Source organism: Burkholderia sp. HAN2018, assembly GCF_024704855.1.
GTDB classification, from domain to species: domain Bacteria; phylum Pseudomonadota; class Gammaproteobacteria; order Burkholderiales; family Burkholderiaceae; genus Burkholderia; species Burkholderia cepacia.
Genome location: NZ_QOBB01000036.1, coordinates 29128 through 48312, shown reverse-complemented (window position 1 = coordinate 48312; position 19185 = coordinate 29128). Strand labels below are relative to the sequence as shown.

At 66.4% G+C, this 19185-nt stretch carries 16 protein-coding genes; 9 read left to right on the top strand and 7 right to left on the bottom strand.

What is annotated here, in order from left to right:
- Nucleotides 1–354 precede the first annotated feature (354 nt).
- Together DPV74_RS12100 and DPV74_RS12095 are read left to right on the top strand one after the other, a co-directional pair.
- Nucleotides 355–1683 (top strand): MFS transporter, encoded by a 1329-nt coding sequence (locus DPV74_RS12100; protein ID WP_119337239.1) that lies wholly within the window; start codon nt 355–357, stop codon nt 1681–1683.
- Between the two features lie 81 nt (nt 1684–1764).
- Nucleotides 1765–2748, top strand: a complete 984-nt coding sequence (locus DPV74_RS12095) for a succinylglutamate desuccinylase/aspartoacylase family protein (RefSeq protein ID WP_060085853.1) — start codon at nt 1765–1767, stop codon at nt 2746–2748.
- A 141-nt stretch (nt 2749–2889) separates the two neighbouring features.
- Here the strand turns inward: DPV74_RS12095 and DPV74_RS12090 are convergent, their stop codons facing one another.
- Nucleotides 2890–3318 (bottom strand): VOC family protein, encoded by a 429-nt coding sequence (locus tag DPV74_RS12090; RefSeq protein ID WP_027792136.1) that lies wholly within the window; start codon nt 3316–3318, stop codon nt 2890–2892.
- A 429-nt stretch (nt 3319–3747) separates the two neighbouring features.
- Complete coding sequence (locus tag DPV74_RS12085; RefSeq protein WP_027792135.1) at nt 3748–4020, bottom strand: hypothetical protein; 273 nt, start codon at nt 4018–4020, stop codon at nt 3748–3750.
- Nucleotides 4021–4644: 624 nt separating this feature from the next.
- Between DPV74_RS12085 and DPV74_RS12080 the strand changes: the two genes are divergently transcribed.
- The 6 genes from DPV74_RS12080 (at nt 4645) to DPV74_RS12055 (ending at nt 11519) form a co-directional block, all read left to right on the top strand.
- Nucleotides 4645–5217, top strand: a complete 573-nt coding sequence (locus DPV74_RS12080; protein WP_119337238.1) for an Osa protein — start codon at nt 4645–4647, stop codon at nt 5215–5217.
- A 253-nt stretch (nt 5218–5470) separates the two neighbouring features.
- Nucleotides 5471–6820 carry a reverse transcriptase family protein gene (locus DPV74_RS12075; RefSeq protein WP_119337237.1) on the top strand — a complete coding sequence of 450 codons (1350 nt, stop codon included), beginning with the start codon at nt 5471–5473 and terminating at the stop codon, nt 6818–6820.
- Nucleotides 6821–7191: 371 nt separating this feature from the next.
- The gene (locus DPV74_RS12070) at nt 7192–7521 is read left to right on the top strand and encodes an H-NS family nucleoid-associated regulatory protein (protein WP_027792132.1); all 330 of its coding nucleotides are present in this window, start codon (nt 7192–7194) and stop codon (nt 7519–7521) included.
- A 297-nt stretch (nt 7522–7818) separates the two neighbouring features.
- Nucleotides 7819–9066 carry an MFS transporter gene (locus DPV74_RS12065; protein WP_119337236.1) on the top strand — a complete coding sequence of 416 codons (1248 nt, stop codon included), beginning with the start codon at nt 7819–7821 and terminating at the stop codon, nt 9064–9066.
- Complete coding sequence (locus DPV74_RS12060) at nt 9063–9662, top strand: DNA-binding protein (RefSeq protein WP_119337235.1); 600 nt, start codon at nt 9063–9065, stop codon at nt 9660–9662. Before DPV74_RS12065 ends, DPV74_RS12060 begins: the two co-directional genes overlap by 4 nt.
- Nucleotides 9663–10127: 465 nt before the next feature.
- Complete coding sequence (locus DPV74_RS12055; protein ID WP_119337234.1) at nt 10128–11519, top strand: hypothetical protein; 1392 nt, start codon at nt 10128–10130, stop codon at nt 11517–11519.
- A 220-nt stretch (nt 11520–11739) separates the two neighbouring features.
- Here the strand turns inward: DPV74_RS12055 and DPV74_RS12050 are convergent, their stop codons facing one another.
- From DPV74_RS12050 to DPV74_RS12040, 3 genes are all read right to left on the bottom strand, one after another.
- A complete protein-coding gene (locus tag DPV74_RS12050) occupies nt 11740–12849 on the bottom strand; it encodes a polyamine ABC transporter substrate-binding protein (RefSeq protein WP_119337242.1) in 1110 nt (369 codons plus the stop codon).
- Between the two features lie 242 nt (nt 12850–13091).
- Nucleotides 13092–13313 carry a hypothetical protein gene (locus tag DPV74_RS12045; RefSeq protein WP_119337233.1) on the bottom strand — a complete coding sequence of 74 codons (222 nt, stop codon included), beginning with the start codon at nt 13311–13313 and terminating at the stop codon, nt 13092–13094.
- A gap of 341 nt (nt 13314–13654) precedes the next feature.
- Nucleotides 13655–14635 (bottom strand): helix-turn-helix domain-containing GNAT family N-acetyltransferase, encoded by a 981-nt coding sequence (locus DPV74_RS12040; RefSeq protein ID WP_119337232.1) that lies wholly within the window; start codon nt 14633–14635, stop codon nt 13655–13657.
- Between the two features lie 276 nt (nt 14636–14911).
- Between DPV74_RS12040 and DPV74_RS12035 the strand changes: the two genes are divergently transcribed.
- Nucleotides 14912–15286 carry a sugar ABC transporter ATPase gene (locus tag DPV74_RS12035; RefSeq protein ID WP_119337231.1) on the top strand — a complete coding sequence of 125 codons (375 nt, stop codon included), beginning with the start codon at nt 14912–14914 and terminating at the stop codon, nt 15284–15286.
- Between the two features lie 34 nt (nt 15287–15320).
- On the opposite strand, the gene DPV74_RS12030 is transcribed toward DPV74_RS12035, so the two are convergent.
- Nucleotides 15321–17756: a PEP-utilizing enzyme gene (locus DPV74_RS12030; RefSeq protein WP_162923021.1), complete on the bottom strand. Its 2436-nt coding sequence runs from the start codon at nt 17754–17756 to the stop codon at nt 15321–15323.
- Nucleotides 17757–18085: 329 nt separating this feature from the next.
- Nucleotides 18086–19180: an AraC family transcriptional regulator gene (locus DPV74_RS12025; RefSeq protein WP_119337230.1), complete on the bottom strand. Its 1095-nt coding sequence runs from the start codon at nt 19178–19180 to the stop codon at nt 18086–18088.
- Nucleotides 19181–19185 lie beyond the last annotated feature (5 nt).

Below are 19185 nucleotides of genomic sequence, written 5' to 3'. Positions count from 1 at the left end.
CTGCCGCAGCGGCTCGTCGCCGACGACGTGCGGCGCGGCGAGCTCGCGATCGTCGGGGGCGCCGACTGGCAGATCGGCTTCGACATTGCGCTGTACCGGCGACGGAACGACCCGCACCCGGTACTGGACGCGATCTGGCGCACCGCGCCGGCCCGCGACGACGGCGCCGCGTAGCCTCCGCGGGCAGCGCCCGCGCGGCCTGCGCGCCGATCGGCACGATTGCGTGCCGAAACGGCACGAACGCCCGCCCCGCGTTGCCTACACTCCGCGCTTGACTGGCCCGAACGGCCGCCGGCAAAGCCGCGCGCCGTCTTTCAAAATCCTGACGGCCAGCATTACCGGAGGAGCAAAGGGATGACCCGCAATACACACGGCGCGATGCCGGCCCCGCACAACCCGTGGCGCGAGATTTGCGCCGCGAGCATCGGCAACGCGCTGGAGTTCTACGATCTGCTGATCTACGGTTACTTCGCGATCGTCATCGGCCAGCTGTTTTTCCCCACGCACGACGCGGCGACTTCGCTGCTGCTGTCGGTCGGCACGTTCGGCATTTCGTTCGTCACGCGTCCGCTCGGCTCGATCGTGCTCGGCAGCTACGCCGACCGCGCGGGCCGCAAGGCATCGCTGACGATGTCGATCGGGCTGATGATGCTCGGCACCGCGATGATCGCGTTCGCGCCGACGTATGCACAGATCGGCATCGCGTCGCCGTTGCTGATCATCGTCGCGCGGATGCTGCAGGGTTTCTCGACGGGCGGCGAATTCGGCGCGGCGACCGCGTTCATGGTCGAGCAGGCCGACGCGAAGCGCCGCGGCTTCTTCGCGAGCTGGCAGATGTCGACGCAGGGGCTCGCGACGGTGCTCGCGGCCGGCGTATCGGCGCTGCTGAGCCTGCTGCTGACGACCGACCAGCTGCACACGTGGGGCTGGCGCGTCGCGTTTTCGGTCGGGCTGCTGATCGGCCCGGTCGGGCTCTACATTCGCCGCAACATCGACGAACCGGCCGATTTCCGCCGGCTGGGCGAGCAAGGGCGCGCGAAGTCGCCGCTGCGCGACGTGTTCGTGCGTGATCGCGCGAACATGCTGCTCGGCGCGGGGGTGGTCGCGACGGCCACGGCCTTCAACTACGTGCACAAGCTGTACATGCCGACGTACGCGGTCAAGCAGCTGCATATCCCGGCCACGTCGTCGTATCTCGGCGCGGTCGTCACGGGCGCGATGCTGATGGTCGCCGCGCCGGTCGTCGGGCATCTGTCGGACCGTTTCGGCCGCATCCGCGTGATGCTGATCGCGCTGATCCTGGTCGGCGTGACGACGTGGCCGCTGTTCGTCATGCTGAACCGCTATCCGACGGTCGAGACGCTGCTCGCGGTCCAGGCGCTGGTCGGCCTGTTGATCGCGGTGAGCCTTGCGCCGCTGCCGGCGCTGCTCGCCGACATCTTCCCGACGAGCACGCGCGGCACGGGCCTCGCGCTGTCGTACAACTTCTCGGTGACGCTGTTCGGCGGCTTCGCGCCGCTGATCGTGACCTGGCTGATCGACGCGACGCACAACAAGCTGGCGCCGAGTTTCTACGTGATGGCGACGGCCGTGCTCGGGATCACGTCGGTGATTTCGCTCGGCCGCCGGATGCGCGGCACGGCGGCCGCCGCCGCGCCATCGACACGCGCGACCGGGGCGTGACGCGCCGGCCGCAAACCCGATTCCGGCGCAGCCGGCACACGCCGGCCGTGCCTTTTCCGAACCTTGTTGAGCCTTTCCGACATGACCACGCTTGAAGCCATCCGCGCCGCCTTGCCGGCCTATCCGATCGAAGTGGCCTTCCCCGACATCTCGCGCTGGCGCGCGGGCAATACGGGCATCGACTATCTGCATACGTTCGACAGCGGCCGGCCCGGCAAGCACGTGATGATCCTCGCGCTGACGCACGGCAACGAAGTCAGCGGCGCGATCGCGGTGGACACGTTGCTGGCCGCGGGCCTGCAGCCGGTCGCGGGCCGGCTGTCGCTCGGCTTCGGCAACGTGGGCGCCTACGAGCACTTCAGTGCGGAGAACGCCGATGCGACGCGCTACCTCGACGAGGACATGAATCGCGTGTGGACGCCGGCCGCGCTCGACGGCACGCGCGACAGCCGCGAGCTCGCGCGTGCGCGCGCGATGCGTCCGCTGCTCGATACGGTCGACCTGCTGCTCGACATTCATTCGATGCACGAAGCGTCCGCGCCGCTGATGATGACCGGGCCGCTCGAGAAGGCGATCGCGCTGGCGGCTGCGATCGGCACGCCGGAGCACGTGATCATCGACCGCGGCCATGCGAACGGCACGCGGCTGCGCGACTACGGCGGCTTCGGCGACGCGGCGAGCGCGAAGAATGCGCTGCTGATCGAGACGGGCCAGCACTTCGCCGCGAGCGCGCGTGACGTCGCGCTCGACAGCGCGGCGCGCTTCCTGCTGCATGCGGGCGTGGTCGCGCGCGACGACGTCGCGGCCTTCCTCACGAAGGCCGCGCCGGTGCGGCAGAAGTTCGTCGAGATCACGGAGCCGGTCGTTGCGCGTTCGATGGATTTCCGGTTCTCGCAACCGTTCACGGGGCTCGAGGTGATCGGGAAGGCCGGCACCGAAATTGCCCGCGACGGCGACCATGTGATCGTCACGCCGTACGACAACTGCGTGATCGTGCAACCGTCGATGCGGCATCTCGGCGTGAACGTCACGATGATGCGGCTGGGGCGCTTGCTGGATCGGTGACGTCGCCTTTGGCGGACCGCCGGGAGGCGGCCCGCGCGGTCGCGCTTCTCAGCCGATCCGTGGTGGGCCATGCCGCATGCGATTCACGCATCGGCGCGGGCGGCGCAGACCGAACAGCTAGGGCGCCCGTGCATCGATGTGCTACGCGTGTCGCTTCGGGTTCCACGCCTTGTGTACGAATTCGAGGCGGTTGCCGTCGAAGTCGGCTACGTTGGCGGCGTAGTAGCCGGGGGCGAAGTAGGTACGATCCGCCGGTTTCCCCTCGTCAATCCCGCCGGCCTTGATCGCAGCGGCGTAGGCGGCGTCGACCAGTTCATTGGTATCGCAGACGATCCCGACGTAAAGCCCGGTCTCGCCGGGATGACGTTTGCGCAGCCAGATGCTCGATCCGACTCCCGCTCCCTTGCCGTACACATCGTCGCCGATGCCGTAAAGATCGGGGACGCTTTCCGGGCCCGAGGCGGAGTCGTAGTTGCCGAAAATGCTCCAGCCGAGCGGCTTCAAGGCTTCAGCGTAGAAGGCCAGCGATTTTTCGATGTCGGTGACTGAGATGTAAACGTGGTCGATCATTGGGCGCCTTCGACGTGGATGGGTACGGTCTGCGCATGGCGATATCCGACAGCCGGGCGTCTGCTCATGACCGGGCCCCGACGGTCGCCGACGCAGGGATGCCTGATGCTACGGCCGTGCATGCGCTTTCACAAGCCGCACATGGAATCACGCGCGAGCCTGGCGCAACGAACCGGGCATCCGGCTCGGCGTGAACGTCACGATGATGCGATGGAGGCGACAAACGCCGGACGACGCCTGAATTGCAACGGCAAGCCGGCCGGCTTCGTCGGTACCCGGACGGGAATGGCAGACGGATGAACAGGTAGCGGGCATGCAGGTGCGATGTCGCGCAGTATCGGCACCCCAGCCCGCGGTGGTGCTGGATTCAGACCGTCAATCCAGCACCGGGCTTCACGTGTCGATAATCGTCGAGCGCTTCAAGATCGATTAACGAATCGCAAAGCGGGTCGCCGGCGAGCCATTCGCGCAATTATTTCCATAGATAAACATATTTCTGTTTTCCGAATATGCCTGGTAAATAATCGAATAAACTTCCTTGGCACTGAACGAGTAGACGCCATCGTTGATCGTCACCAGCAGGTTGCCGGTGGTGTCGGTTTCGATCTTGTCGATCTTGCCGGCTTTGCAAAGCGCCTGTGCGGACGCGCACGTGGAGGCGAGCATCAGTGCTGAAAACAGCACGGTTGCAATCTTCTTCATGACTTTCCTTTGGAATTGAATGAAATGATGCGATCTGACGACGTCGGCCACGTCCGGAAAGACATGTCTGTCCTTCCGGATTGCTGATTCGCAAGCGTCTGGAAATCAACGGGGCCTGGCAAGCTGGAACTTTGCGACAAAGCACGAATGAAATGATTCGTGCTGCGCCTCCGTTACCTCTTTGATTTTTGAATCGCGGTGTTGCGGCGCACAACACAGACTATTTATTTGGGTTTGAGGGCGCCAATCGAATTAATTTATCGTTAATGGAATTCGATAATTTTTTGTTTGAATTTGATTTAATTGAATTCTGGCTGGTGTTGTTTTTATTTTTTGATTGTTTCGATATTCAAATAATCGGCGGCGAATATTGAGGCGATGATCGATGGTGGTGCCGGCGCGGCAGGCGAAGCGCATGGGCGTACATGGGGCTCGATCGTTCGGGCGCGGGAGGAATCCCTGGCACGAAGCGACTCGTGCCCGAACGGAAAGGCGCTACACTGCGCGGGTTCCCGGGCACACCGGGCGCGCCAGGGCGTCGGGCACACGGTTTGCCGACACGCGACGATGGTTTCGCCCGCACCCCGGCTCATTCGAACAAATCACGAGAGCAAGAGAGGGCCCATGCTGACACGTCTTCGTATCGGTCTCGATCGCGCGCGCGACCTGCGCGAAGCGGGACGACCATCTCCCGTCCATCCACGGCCGCAGGCGAGTGAACTGGTCGACCTCAGCGCGCAGCGCGCGATGTGGCGTGTCGCCGTTCCGGGCCAGGCCGACTGCTACATGGCGGCGACGCCCGCCGAAACGGAGCGCTACGTCGTGCATCTCGACGCGCAGACGTTCTACAGCCTGTGGCTCGGCACGAGCCCGAGATTCCCGCAGCCGAACTCGCAGGACTGCGTGCCGCGCCGCGTCATGCCGCTCGACAGCAAGTACGCGTCGGCCGCTGCCGCGTTCCGGGCCGGCCGCCTCGAACCGGTGGCACTGCCGCCGGTCGGCTACTGGATCGAGGGAGGCGGGTACGAAGTCGCGATGAGCAACGGCATGACGCGCACCTTCTGGCTGCTCGCCAACCGCGTGCGGTCGTTTCCGGTCAGCGTCGACAACGCGACCTGGGCCACGATGCTGAACAACATGGCCGGCGTCGGTGTCGCGCCGATCGCGTACCGCGAACTGTTTTCCCGGCGTGCGTAGGTCGGTGGTCGCGATCCGGCAGCACCGGATCGCCCCGGTTTGACACGCCGCGTTCGCGGCCTTTAAAGTCGCATCGCGGGCCGGTGGGTCAAGCTCACGCCCGGAACAGGCAGCCGATGTTCCAGGACTACGGGGCTACCCCGTGGATCAGATCGACATCCCGATGCGTCGCAAGGAGCGCCGTTGCGCGTTGCGCAACGTGACTCCTCGCAATACCCGTCACGTTGGCTCATCGTCCCGCCCATCCTTTTCCATGTCTTCATCCCTGCGCGATACGACCCGCACGATTGCCGAGGCGATGCTGGCCGGTGCGCCCGAACGTGCCGGCGTCCTGTCCCGGATGGCGGCGGTGCTCGGCGGCGCGCCGCCGTGGACTCACGAAGTCGCGGACGCCGCGCTTGTACGCTTCGGCGCGCGCTGGGCCGATGTCGACATCGATGCGCTTGCGGCGCACCTCGCCGATGCGCCGCCGTTCGTGCTCGCGTGGTACGGCAGCGACCGGCCCGCCGCGATCCGCGTCGTGCGGCGGCCGCTCGTCCAACTGCCGTTGCCGGCGCCGCTGGCCGGCTGCGACGTGCCGCAATGGGCGACGCCCGGCGATCTCGCCGACTGGCTCGGCGTGCGCGTGCCGGAACTCGACTGGCTGTCCGACCATTGGCGCGTCGACGCGCGCAGCGGCGCCACGCCGTTGCATCACTACACGTACGTGGCGCACGACAAGCGCAGCGGCGGGTGCCGCCTGGTCGAGATCCCGAAGGGCCGGCTGCGCGAAGCGCAGCGCCGCATCCTGCACGGGCTGCTCGACCGCATCGCGCCGCACGGAGCGGTGCACGGTTTTCGCAAGGGGCACGGGATCGTGTCGTTCGCGGCGCCGCATGCCGATCGCGATGTCGTCGTCCGTTTCGACCTCGCGGATTTCTTCGTATCGATACGCGCCGCGCGCATTCACGCGCTGTTCGTCACGCTCGGATACCCGGCCGAAGTCGCGCGTACGCTTACCGGGTTGTGCACCAACCGCGTGCCGTCCGCGCGGCTGCTCGCACCGGATCTGCGCGACCGGTTCGACTGGATCGGCCGCCAGCGCTATCGAGAACGGCATCTGCCGCAGGGGGCGCCGACGTCGCCGGCGCTGGCGAACCTGAGCGCCTTCCGGTTCGACATGCGGCTCGCCGCGCTCGCGCGTTCGCTCGATGCAACCTACACGCGTTACGCCGACGATCTCGCATTTTCCGGCGGCGCCGCGCTGGCGCGCGACGTCGAGCGGCTGCAGGTGCGCGTTGCCGCGATCGCGCTCGAGGAGGGCTTTGCGCTGCACCTGCGCAAGACGCGCGTGATGCGGCGCGGCATGCGCCAGCAACTCGCCGGCGTGGTCGTCAATCGTCATCCGAACCTGGCGCGCGATGAGTTCGATCTCCTGAAGGCCATCCTGACCAACTGCATCCGGAGCGGGCCGGCGGCGCAGAATCGCGATGCGCGTCCGGACTTTCGCGCGCATCTCGCCGGGCGCGTCGCGCATGCGGCCGCGCTGAACGCGGCGCGCGGCGCGAAGCTGCGCGCGCTGTTCGACAGGATCGCGTGGGACGCCTGCGACGCCGGTCTGTGAGCGGCCGAAAAGCGATCGACGAGCGGCCGAAAAGCGACCAAAAAGCGACCGGGTCCGGATCGACGCCGGCCGACGACTTCTGCATCGCGATGCCGTGCACTGCTATCATTCGCGCCATGCCGCGCCAGTGCCTGGTGCGGCGCCTACTTGCCGCAGTCGTTCGCCCGTGCCTTCGTATGCGGCGGGCTGCGCGTTGCCGGGCCGGTTCAGTCTGTCATCGATTGACGCGCGACGTCGTTTAGTGCGTATCGCGCAAGCCACGCCGGCTCAGGCAAACGATACATACATTTGACAGCACCCATCGGCGGAACTTCGTGGTAGGTTCCGCCATCGGAGCTTTTTGCGAAAACATGCCCAAAGAGGATGAATACATGACCCAGGCCCTGCAGGAACTCGAAGCACAACTTCGGGACCTGAATATCAAGCTGTCGGATGCGAAGCAGAAGGAGAAGCAGGCCGCGCTCGCGGCATTCAAGGAACAGGTCGAGCTTTTGGGAATTTCGCAGCAGGAAGTGTTGAGCGCGCTCGGTTATATCGTCCAGCGAAAACGCAAGGCGCCTGCCAAGTACTACGATCCGACGACCGGCCGCTCATGGTCGGGCCGCGGCCCGCGGCCGAAATGGCTTGAAGGCAAGGATCTCGACACGCTCGCCGTCGACCGCGAGGCCAAGACCTGGTGGCCCGGAGACGACCAGGGCTGAAGCCGGCCAGGCCGCCGGACCCTCCGGCGCCTTCCGGCTCGCGCAAGCGGGCCGGCCGGCAACCTGCTCCCCCTACGTAGTCGTTCATCCGGTGTCCGGCCTGGCCGCGACATCGCCGGCTTCACCGCCGACACCGGCCCGCCGTTTTTCTCTCCCGTTCATGACCCGCAGGTTGCCGCCATGCCGTCCCGCAGGCGGGTGCCGGCGCGCGCGGAGCCTCGCCACTGGCCGACCTGCCGGTCCTTCGTTCGCGGGCACAGGCCTTAGAATGTCGCCGGACAATCGTGGCAGGACATCATGGCAGCAAACATGAAATCTCCGACGCTCGGCGGCCCGTCGGCCCCGCGCGTCGAGCAGGTCGGCGCGTACGCGTGGAAAGCGCTGGCCGGATCGGCGATCGGCTATGCGATGGACGGCTTCGACCTGCTGATCCTCGGCTTCATGCTGCCGGCGATCACGGCGGCGCTGCACCTGACACCCGGGCAGGGCGGCGCGCTCGTCACCTGGACGCTGATCGGCGCCGTCGCGGGCGGCATCCTGTTCGGTGCGCTGAGCGACCGCTACGGGCGCGTGCGCGTGCTGACCTGGACGATCCTGCTGTTCGCGGTCTTCACCGGGCTGTGTGCGTTCGCACAGGGTTTCCGGGATCTGCTCGTCTACCGCACCATCGCGGGCATCGGGCTGGGCGGCGAGTTCGGGATCGGCATGGCGCTCGCGGCGGAAGCGTGGCCGGCCAGCAAACGCGCGCGCGTGTCGTGCTACGTCGCGCTCGGCTGGCAGGCCGGCGTGCTGCTGGCCGCCCTGCTGACGCCGTTCCTGCTGCTGCACATCGGCTGGCGCGGGATGTTCCTGGTCGGCGTGCTGCCCGCACTGCTCGCGTGGGCGATGCGCAACAAGCTGCACGAGCCGGAAGCGTTCGTGCAGCGCGCGGCGCAGCCGAAGGCCAACGCGTTCCGCCTGCTCGTCGCGGACGGCCGCACCGCGCGCACGAGCCTCGGCATCGTGATCCTGTGTTCGGTCCAGAACTTCGGCTATTACGGGATCATGATCTGGCTGCCGACCTTCCTGTCGAAACAGATGGGTTTCTCGCTGACGAAGTCGGGGGTGTGGACGGCGGTGACGGTCGTCGGGATGATGATCGGCGTCTGGGTGTTCGGGCAGCTGGCCGACCGCATCGGGCGCAAGCCGACGTTCTTGCTGTACCAGCTCGGCGCGGTGGCGACGGTCGTCGCGTATGCGCGGCTGTCGGACCCCACGGCGATGCTGTGGGCCGGCGCGCTGATGGGCATGTTCGTCAACGGGATGGTCGGTGGCTACGGGACGCTGATGTCGGAGGGTTATCCGACGGCCGCACGCGCAACCGCGCAGAACGTGCTGTGGAACATCGGCCGCGCGGTGGGCGGCTTCGGCCCGGTCGCGGTCGGCGCGCTTGCCGCGCACTATTCGTTCCAGACGGCCATCGCAATGCTCGCCGGCCTCTACGTGCTCGACATGGTCGCGACGCTGTTTCTGATTCCCGAGCTCAAGGGCGTCGAGCTCGAATGAGCGCGGCGATCGCGCGCAATCCAACCCCTTCTCCGGAAACCACGATGCAGCAGAAGAACAGGACGATCGGCGTGATGGGCTCGGGCAAGGAGCCGTGGCTCGCGTTTTCGGAGCCGCTCGGCGCGTGGCTCGCGCAGGCCGGTTTCAACCTGCTGACGGGCGGCGGGCAGGGCGTGATGCTGGCGGTCGCGCGGGCGTTCGCCGGCGTGCCCGGGCGGACCGGGCGGTCGATCGGCATCCTGCCGACGCAGGCCGATCCGCTCGCGGGCTTCGTGCCGCTCGACGGCTATCCGCATCCGTTCGTCGACATCCCGATCCTTACGCCGCTGCCGCGCCGCGAGCCGGATGCAGAGCCGCACACGATCAACCGCAACTACGTGAACGTGCTGAGCAGCGACCTGATCGTCGCGCTGCCGGGCGGGCACGGCACGGCCGAGGAGATTGCGCTCGCGCGGCGCTGGCGCAAGCCGCTCGTCTGCTTCGGGCCGGAGGGGGCGTTTCGCGTGCTTGCGGCGGGCGCCACGTGCACGTCGTCGCTCGACGACGTGATCCGGTTCGTGGAAGGCGCGTTTTCGGCGGAGCACGCGAAGCGATAGTTCATGCAATCGGCCTCGGTGGAGATCGGACCCGCTCGTGTCCCGGCCGGTCGTCCCGCATGCCGAGTGCACGCTCACTGTCGAATGGCAGCCATTGCATCATGGTCGAGCCGCGCGCAGAGGCATGACCGATGGTCTCGTACCACATCTGGCCCAGGCGCCACGGGGGGGCGCCGGTCGACATGTTGGTAGATGCGGTTCACGTCGTGACGGTGTTCGTGGCGGTGACATGCAACACGGTGGGGCGTGCGGCTCCGGCAGGAGTACCCCTGCCGGGCGAGGCGCCGACCGGCAAACCAGTCCGTCAAGACGTGATTGCCGGTGAAATAAAACAAAGAGACTGATTTTTTAGAATATATAAAAGAGATCCGTTGATTGTTGTTTTTGGCATATCACACCTAGAATAATCCTGGTTAGGGCCTGGATTTTAGATGGGTTGATCGTGTTGATTAAACGGATTGAAAAATGAACGAGATTGTTTATATCGTCGCGGAGCGATCGGGGTACTTTCTCGGTAAATATTTGGGCTGGCTGATATACCCCTATCTCGTGATATTGAAAGGCGGCGCCTGGAATATTCAGCAAAGTTTTGAAGGGCTCGGACTTGTCTCGTCGAATTTTGTCGAGCAGGATGCGCAGGGGCAGGTCGTTTCGAGTTATTGGTCGCCAGGCGAAGCGATGCTGCCGATTCTGGTCGTGCTCTGGATACTCTTGCTGGTATTGGCGTTCCTCTACATCATGACGGGATATGTGCTCGCCAGGAAGAAGGGGGCCCTGGTTGCATTGTCAATTCTTTTGCTCCCGGGGTTGCTGGTACTGCAGGGCTGGTGGCCCTTGATTTCGCTTGTGCCCGATTCGTTCGTCATCGGCGGGAGCGGTGTGCTGGGCAGCGGTTGGGGCATGCTGACGCTGGTAGGCTTAGGGCTGGTCGCGGGATGGTGCGGCGTGCTTGTGCTCATCGACCTCCTGCCGATCGGCGACGGTTTCGGGCATGTCTACGATCATGTTTGGTACGCGGCCGCGTTGCTCGCGGGCATTTTTTTCGTGTTCGACTCGCAAGCGAACCGGCATGTCCAGTCTCTGCAGGAGAGTTCGCGCGATACGCAGAGAGCAAGCGCCTATCTGTTGAAGCAGGCGGAACGGTATGAATCGTGGTGCGCGCAGAACAGGCTGGGGGAGAGCCTGTCATGCCGCTGGGCGTCGAGCGTGCAGCAAACACTGCTCGATTACTCGGCAGAAGATCCGGCTGTCTTTGTCGTCACGGGGCCGCATGCCGCCGCGGATATGTATCAGATCAACGGGCGACGTCTGACACCGGAGCAAATTACGTCATTGCGAAACGAAATTGCGACATACAACGAGGACATGTGTCCTGTTACGCGGATCAACGATAGGGTCAGCGTGATGCCGCCGTCATCGTCGCGGTGCCTGAGAACCCCGATACAGTTCTGCGCGTCGTTTCCCGAACGGCTTGACGGGCGAGACGTCAGGCACGATGCGTTCAATCCGGCATCGCTTGCAAGCGAATGTGTCGTTTCGACACTCGTCGCGTTTCGCGACCAACAAGAGAAACTGCTGACGCAGGTCAACGACGATCGTCGGTCGAAGCACTATCGATGGATCTACTACGTGCTTTTTTCCATTGTCATCGGCGGGAAAATCGCGCTGGCGACGGCCAAGACGGCGGGCTTGAACAAGCGCACGCCGACCGAGAGGCGGAGAAGCCTGCACTGGGTTAGTCGTCTCTGGCAGATTTCATGGAGAGGATTGCAGATCATCTGGTGGGTGATCGCAGGGAGCGCGGCGATCTGCGTGGCATTACTGCGATTCGCGATGCCCCGGAGCGGAAAGCGATAAGTCGAGACCAGCTGGCCTTTGCGACAGCCCGATTGACGGTAGCCTTACGCGGAGAGTCGCGCGACCGTCCGTCGCGAAGTCGATGTCTGACGAGGGCTCGTCGGTCAGCTGGGGCGGGCGGTCGACGCCTTGTCGGATAGGTCGACTATTCCGCAGCCGATCGGAACAGTGCCTGCGGCGCGAGCCGCCGCAGGCACTGTTCAGTCCCGCGGTGCGACGCTCAGCGCCCCGTCTTCAACTGCGCCCACAGCCGGTTCTGCAGCCGGCGAATCTCGGGCGGCATCGGCTTGAGCAGCGTCATCCTGCTCAGCACCTCGTCGGCCGGATACACCGACGGGTCGCGCGCGATAGCGGGCTTCACGTACTGGCGCGCGGCCTTGTTCGCGGTCGGATAGAACACCGCGTTGGTGATGCCGGCGTTGACCTTCGGATCCTGCAGGTAGTTGATCCACTTCAGCGCGGCGTCGCGGTTCGGCGCATCCTTCGGGATCACCATCATGTCGAACCACAGCAGCCCGCCTTCCTTCGGGTTCGCGAAGCGGATCTCGTACGGGCGCTTCGCTTCGGCGGCGCGGCGGTGCGCAATGCCGACGTCGCCCGAGTAGCCGAACGACACGCACAGGTCGTTGTTCGCGAGATCGTTGATGTAGCCCGACGAGTTGAACTGCGTGATGTACGGGCGCACCTTCTTCAGCACCTCGTACGCCGCGCGGTAGTCGGCCGGGTTCGTGCTGTTCGGGTCCTTGCCCATGTACTGCAGCGTGGCCGCGAACACGTCGACGGCCTGGTCGAGGAACGACACGCCGCAGCTCTTGAGCTTCGCCATGTTGGCCGGGTCGAACACCAGCGCCCAGCTGTCGACCGGCGCCTTGTCGCCGAGCGCCTTCTTCACCGCCTGCACGTTGTAGCCGATGCCGTCGGTGCCGTAGGCCCATGGCACGCCGTACTGGTTGCCCGGATCGGCGTCGGCGACCATCTTCATCAGCAGCGGATCGAGGTTCGACAGGTTCGGCAGCTTCGACTTGTCGAGCGGCTGGTAGACGTTCGCCTGAATCTGCTTGGCCATGTAGTTCGACGTCGGCACGACGATGTCGTAGCCGGAATTCCCCGACATCAGTTTCGCCTGCAGCGTGTCGTCGCTGTCGTAGTTGTCGTAGCGGACGTGGAGGCCCGTCTGCTTCTGGAAGTTCGGGACCGTGTCCGGTGCGATGTAGTCGGACCAGTTGTAGATGTTCAGTTCACCGGCCGCGTGGGCGGTCGTGCCGGCGGACGCGGCGGCCGACAGGGTGGCGGCGGTTGCAATGCTGCGGGCAAGCGTGCGGATTCGCATGACGAAGTCTTCCATTTTCAGGGCGCGTGTCGATCCGCGATGCGCGGGCCGGTGCGCGACGGTTCATCGGATGAAGCGGGCGTGCGCGAGCACCGCTCGCGGTGAGCGAGCGTGGTGCGCGACGATCAGGAATCCGTTCGATTGCGGGCCGGCTCGCACGGAAACGAAGCGCGAGCGGATTCCGTCACCGGTCGGGCGACACGGCGGGCAGGTCGAACGGATGCAGGGAAAGGGGTGAAGCGCTAAGGCAGCAGCGAGGCTACGTCGTCGGTATGGATCGCGACGTACGCACGCGCGGCGACGGCGTTGTGGCGGCGAACGGAGCGGCGGGACAGGATGGTGTAGATCGACAGATGCAGGCGAGGACTTTGCCAGCCGTCACCACTGTCGGTGGACGCGATCGCGGCGCGCAGGTTTCGCGCATCGCCTCGTCTCCACCGCACCAGCGGGCCACGGAATCTCACGTTTACTCTCGACCGGGTTGTTGAAAGTATTGAACACCTGACGATTCGCCAGCGACTGCCGTTTCAGGCCGCGGTCATTGAATTTGCCGCGATGCGTCATCGGTTTCGAGACGCGAACTGAAAGCTTGGCGGACCGCTGGATCGCCGAAACATGACGCTTCCGTGAATCATCAGGTAAATCGCTGTAAGGATGTCTCGGGATTTTCCCTAGTGATTCGCAGGCCGATGCAGGCGTTCGACGTGATCGCGATAACGGATGAACCGCGCACGCGACGCGGCTCAAGCGGCCATGACGCGCGTCAAGTGATGAGAATATTCGACGGCATGCAGCCCGTCGACCCTCAGCCGCCGAATGGCCCGGGCCGGCTGAAGCGCTGCTCGACCACCTCGGTGCCCCAATGCGTGCCCGCGGATTCGCTCGTCAGCGTGAAGCCGAACGACTCGTACAGGTGGCGTGCCGAATCGAGGCCCTTGAACGTCCACAGATAGGTTTCGCGAAACCGCTGTGCGTCGACGAAGCGCATGGCTTCCGTCATGAGCCGGCGCCCGATGCCCGAGCCGCGCAACGCATCGTTCACGATGAACCATCGCAGGTGCGCGACGCCCGTTGCCGGGTCGCCGTCGATCGCGAGCGACGCGAGCGTCCGTCCGTCTTCCTGGCACAGCCAGAGCGCCTTGCCGTCGGCCGGCAGCGCACCGGCGAACTCGGCCAGCTCGGTCGCCACCCGCTTTTCGAAAAAGGCGCCGAATCCCCAGTGTTCCGAATAGAAGCGCGCGTGAAGGCTCGCGATATCGCCGATGCAGCCCGGCTGGTAGCCTTCGCGGATCGATGGCGCATCGGGTGTCGCGGTGCTCGCCCTGGCGGCGTTGTCCTGCGCGAGCGCATCGGCATACAGCGCGAGCGAGCGCAGCAGCGCCTGTTGATCCGCCGGCACCATGCGGCGCAACGCATTCGACACCTGATCCGTCGCGAACGCGTCGATTCTTTTCTGGAGCTTCTTGCCGTCGGCGGTCAGGTACAGCTCGGTCGCGCGCGCATCGTCGCTCGATACGCGCCGTTCGACGATGCCGGCCGCCTCGAGCCGCGCGAGTTGCCGGCTCGTGTTCGACTTGTCCAGCCGCAGGATGTTGCCCAGATCGCGGGCGTTGATGCCGGGCGCCATCCCGATCTCGAGGATCGCGTGAACCGCCGAAGGCGCCCAGTCGCTGTCGGCCAGCGTCGCGCGCATGAAGCCGAGCTCGCGAACCAGTTTGCGGGAGAAGTCGCGAAGCTCGAGGATGGTTGCTTCGCGAGGCTTGGCGGGAGCGTCGATGAGGTCCATGGTCAGCCCGGAAAGGTTGCGGATCGCAATCAATAATAGTTGCGGGTCGCAACTTGATCAAGGCGGATTTTCATCGGGACGCGTCGTGCCGAGCGGTGATTGCGGGGCCGGCGTCGGCGCGGATCACGGGGACGGATGGGCGGGCGGTGAGTGGTATTGGCGCGGATGGCGGAGTGCCGCGAACCGGACGCATACTCGATGCATCCGGACGCCCCGTCATGCGAGCACGGGTGTCGGCCGGTCATCGATCCGCGGCGGCGGACAACGGAGCCCACCATGAACAATCTGAAGCCGATGACGATTGCGTTGCTTGCCGGGTGCGGGATCGGTGCCGGTGCCGTTCACGCGGCCGGCAGCATGGATGCGCCGCCCTGCAGCGCGGCGCATGCGGCGGATCAGGGCGGGATCGCCGCGATGCCGGGCACGTCGGTGCGCAGCTTTTCGTCCGCCGGTTGCTCGGGCGCGGTGCTGCAGGGCGACCGGGCCACCGCGACGGTCAACGGCGACCGGATCGAGCTGCGGGACGGCATCGTCTACGTGAACGGCCGTTCGTACGGCGCCGTCACACCGGCGCAGACGGTCGAATACGAAGCCGCGCACGACCGGCGTACGTTGAAGGTCGACGGGAAACCCCGCACGCCGGTGCGCTGAGTCCGCGCCCGGGCCCGCGGCAACCGCGTCGCGCCTAGTCGACCAGCGTCAGCCGGCCGTCGCTGAGCCGCACCTCGCGCCCGATCCACGCCGCGTCGACGCGCGGCAGCACGGCCGACGGCTTGCGCAGTTCGCGCAGCAGCGTCGCGCCGTGCGACAGCCGGCCGCCCATGCGCGCGATCACCGCGCGCGCGGCCTGGTACTGCGCGTGCCGGCCCGGGTCGAGCGTGTCTTCGAGCAGGATGTCGCGGCCGAGCACGCCTTGCGTGTGGCCCGGATAGATCATGAAGCCGGCCGCCTCGTCGGTGCCTTCGCTGCCGTCCTGCCAGAAGCTGCCGTTGCGTTCGCGGCGATCGGGATGGGGCGCGAACCATGCGTCGCGGTCGGCGGCCGGCATCGCATGATGCAGACGGAAGAACACGCGCATCAGGTTGTCGCGATACCACTCGCGCACCTGCAGATACCAGCCGCGCATGCCGGGCGCGCCGAGCGCGTGGAGTACGCGGACGGGCAGCGGCCAGTGGGGAAACGCCTGCAACGGCAGATCGGCGGGCGCGGGCCGTGCGGTGCCCGGATCGGTTTCCCACGGCAGGCGATGCGGGCTGTTCTCGAGCCGGCCATACGCGGTCGGCGGACGGCCCCACAGTGCGCCGCCGCTGCTGGCCAGCGATGACGCGATGCACAGGTTGCCCTGCACGACGAACACGTAGAAGCGCGTGAACCAGTCGGCCAGCTGCCGGCCGTGGGCGCGTTGCTCGACGAGCGTCGCGAGTTCCCGGTCGAAGCGCTGCAGGCCGCGTTCGAGCGTCGGCAGATGCCCGCGTGCGGCGCGCAGCATGCGCCAGAACACCGGCAGCGAACGCAGCAGCCGCAGCGGACGCCAGCGCAGCGGCGGGGTCGCGCCGCCGATCTCGCCGCTGTAGTTGCCGGCCGATACGCCCCAGTCTGCGAGACGGGCGAGGAACAGGTCGTTGTTGATGTACGACGCGCCGCCGTAGAGCGCGGTGAATGGTTCGTTGTCCTGCAATACGCGCGCATCCCAGCGCGCCATGATGGCCGGGATGCTGCCGGCCGCGCGCCGTTGGGCGTACTCGACCAGCCGGCTGGGCTGCGGCGGCAGGATCTCGGCGATGTTCGCGGCAGTCAGGTGCCGGTGCCAGCCGTAGCTGCTGATCGGGCGGTATTGCAGCAGCCACAGCTGCGTGCCGTCCCACGCCCATTCGACATCGCCCGGCACGTAGTGGAACGCGCGCAGCACGCGTTGCAGGAAGGTCCACAGTTGCGTCGCGCCCAGGCCGTGCGCGCCCGGGAACGTGCCGCGTTGCCAGGGCTCGCCGAGCCGCGACAGGATCGCGCGTTGCGGGCTCGCCTGGCCGTCGGCGAGCGATTCGAGGTGGCCTTCCACCCATTCGACTTCGACCGCGAGATGCCGCACGAACGCGATGCCCGACAGCAGGGGCGTGATGAAGCGCTGTACGACCGTTTCCTCGAGGCCGCCGTCGAGCAGCTCGGCCACGCGCGCGGCGGCCTGCGAGGCCGGTACGCGCAGGAACGTGGTGTGCAGGCCCGCGTTGGCCGCATCGGCCTGGTCTTCGCCATGGCTCGACGAGCGGATCGCCCACTCGGCGTCGGGCTGGCTCGCGAGAAAGCCGGGCAGGCGCGGATCGTCGGCGCGGGTCAGCGACAGTGCGGGCGGCACGGGCAGGCCGGCCATCGTCGCCAGCGCCAGGCGCCCGCCCTTGGTGTGCGCGACGAACCCGGCGTCGCCCGCTTCGAGCCACTGCGCGAATGCCGCCGGCGCGTCGATCCACGGATAGTGTCCCCAGCCGGCCTGCAGCGTGACGGTGAGGTCGGCGCGCGCGAGGATGGCCGACCATGCGGCGGCCTGGCGCACGCCGAGCACGGCGTCCTGGTCGCCCCACACGAGTTCGATGCGATCGGTGACCCACTCGAGCAGCGGCAGCGCGGTATCGGCGCGCACGAGATCCCAGTGCGGCAGGAACGCGCGGCAGCGCGCGTAGCCGGCGCCCATGCGGCGGTACTGCGCGCGTGTCCAGGTCAGGTTCGAGAACTTGCGGGCGAACAGCGCCGGGTAGTGCGCGAGCAGCCAGTGAATGGTCTTGCGCAGCGGCTTCGGCGCCATCAGTTTCGGCAGGCGCCGTTCCCACAGAAATGCACCGACGGGCGCGAGCAGCACGCTGCGGCCGAAGTGGCCGGGGCGCCGTTGCAATGCGTGCAGCACCAGCAGCGCATTCACGCCGACCGCCATGATCGCGTGGCCCGGTTCGGTCGCGTCCAGCAGCGCTTGCGCATACGCGGCGAGATCTTCGCAGGGCGGCGCGGGGTTGTTGCCGAAGCCCGGCAGTTCCAGCGGCACGGGCCGGTAATGGCGGAAGTTGGGCAGCGTGTCGTCCCACCAGTCGGCCGCGCTGCCGTTGCCGGCGAGGAGGTACAGGATCGGTTTGCTCATGGAGGCTTCGTCGGCGGTCGATCGTCGCGGTGGCGCGCGCCCGGTTGGGGCGGCACGGCCCGCGGATGCCGCTGCGCATGTTCGTGTCGTCTTGTTCGCGTTGCGCCGGTGCGAGTGGAATGGAAGCGTGGCCCCGCTCGGCTTGATGGTTGCGCGCATTCTACTTGAGTCGACCCGGACGATAACCGCCATCTCGAACGCGACTTCATGCAGACGCAGGTCATGCATGACGTGTGCGGGAATGGCTGATGCCGTCAATGAATCCGGCTCGTGATCGTTCGGCGCGAAGGCTTGTGCGGCGGGCCTTTCAACCGCGCGCCCATGGCGCGTTACGTGTCGGACTCGGCGCCGGCGCGCGGCGGGTGCCCGGTCCAGCGTCGATACGCATGGCGGAAGCTGCGCGGCTCGCTGTAGCCGAGGCGTTCCGCAATGGCCGCGACCGTCAGCTCCGGATCGTCGAGCATTCGCACCGCCTCGTCGCGGCGCACGTCGTCGAGCAGCGACTGGAACGTGAGGCCGTCCTTGTCGAGCCGACGGCGCAGCGTGCGCTCCGTCAGGTGCAGCGCGTTCGCGAGCGACGTCATCGACTTGAAACGCGTGAGGTCGAGCGCCATCAGCTCCTTCGCGCGATCGGCGAAACGCGTGCCGACCGACGCGGCCCACTGCCGTTCGAGCGCCTCGCACTGGCCGTGCAGCGCATTGAAGCTGACTTCGTTCGCGAGCAGCGGCATCTCGGTGCCGTTCACGGACGTGAACACGAGCCGGTTGTCACCGGCATTGAACGCGACCTTGCAGCCGAAGTGGCGCGTGTAGTCGGCCGCGTTGCGTGGCGTGCGGCGCGCGAGCTGTACCTGCGCGGGCCAGACCGGCTTGCCGACGAGGTCGGACACGATCAGGCGCAGGCTCGACAGGCACATGTCGACCTGGAACACCTCGAGATCGGGCTCGCCGTTGTAGCGGCTGATGGTCACGCTCATGCCGTCCGCATGCGCATCGATACGCACGTCGAAATACAGGCCCATGAACAGCGGAAACTGGCTCATGCACCGGAATGCCTGCATGACGGAGCCGCTGATCAGCATCGCGTAACCGGCGAGGCCGAGTGTCGATACGTGCAGCCGTGCGCCGATCGACAGCCCGATCGACGGCACGCCGCTGCGCTGCAGCAGGTTGCGGAAGCAGCGCTGCTCCTGGCCGCGATTCACGTGCAGGTTCGGCGACGCGACTTCGTCCGCGCCGAGTCCCGTGCCTTCGAGCAGCGCGGCACCGTCGATGTGCCGCACGCGGCACTCGTCCAGCGCGACCGCGATCGCGTGGACGGTGGCGGGAATGTCCTCCTGGCGTCCGGCCGGGCGCGTAAGGCCGAGCGACGAACGCAGGCTGCGCTCGGCCCGGCTCTGGTTTCGATGAGATCGGGTGTCCATGGTGC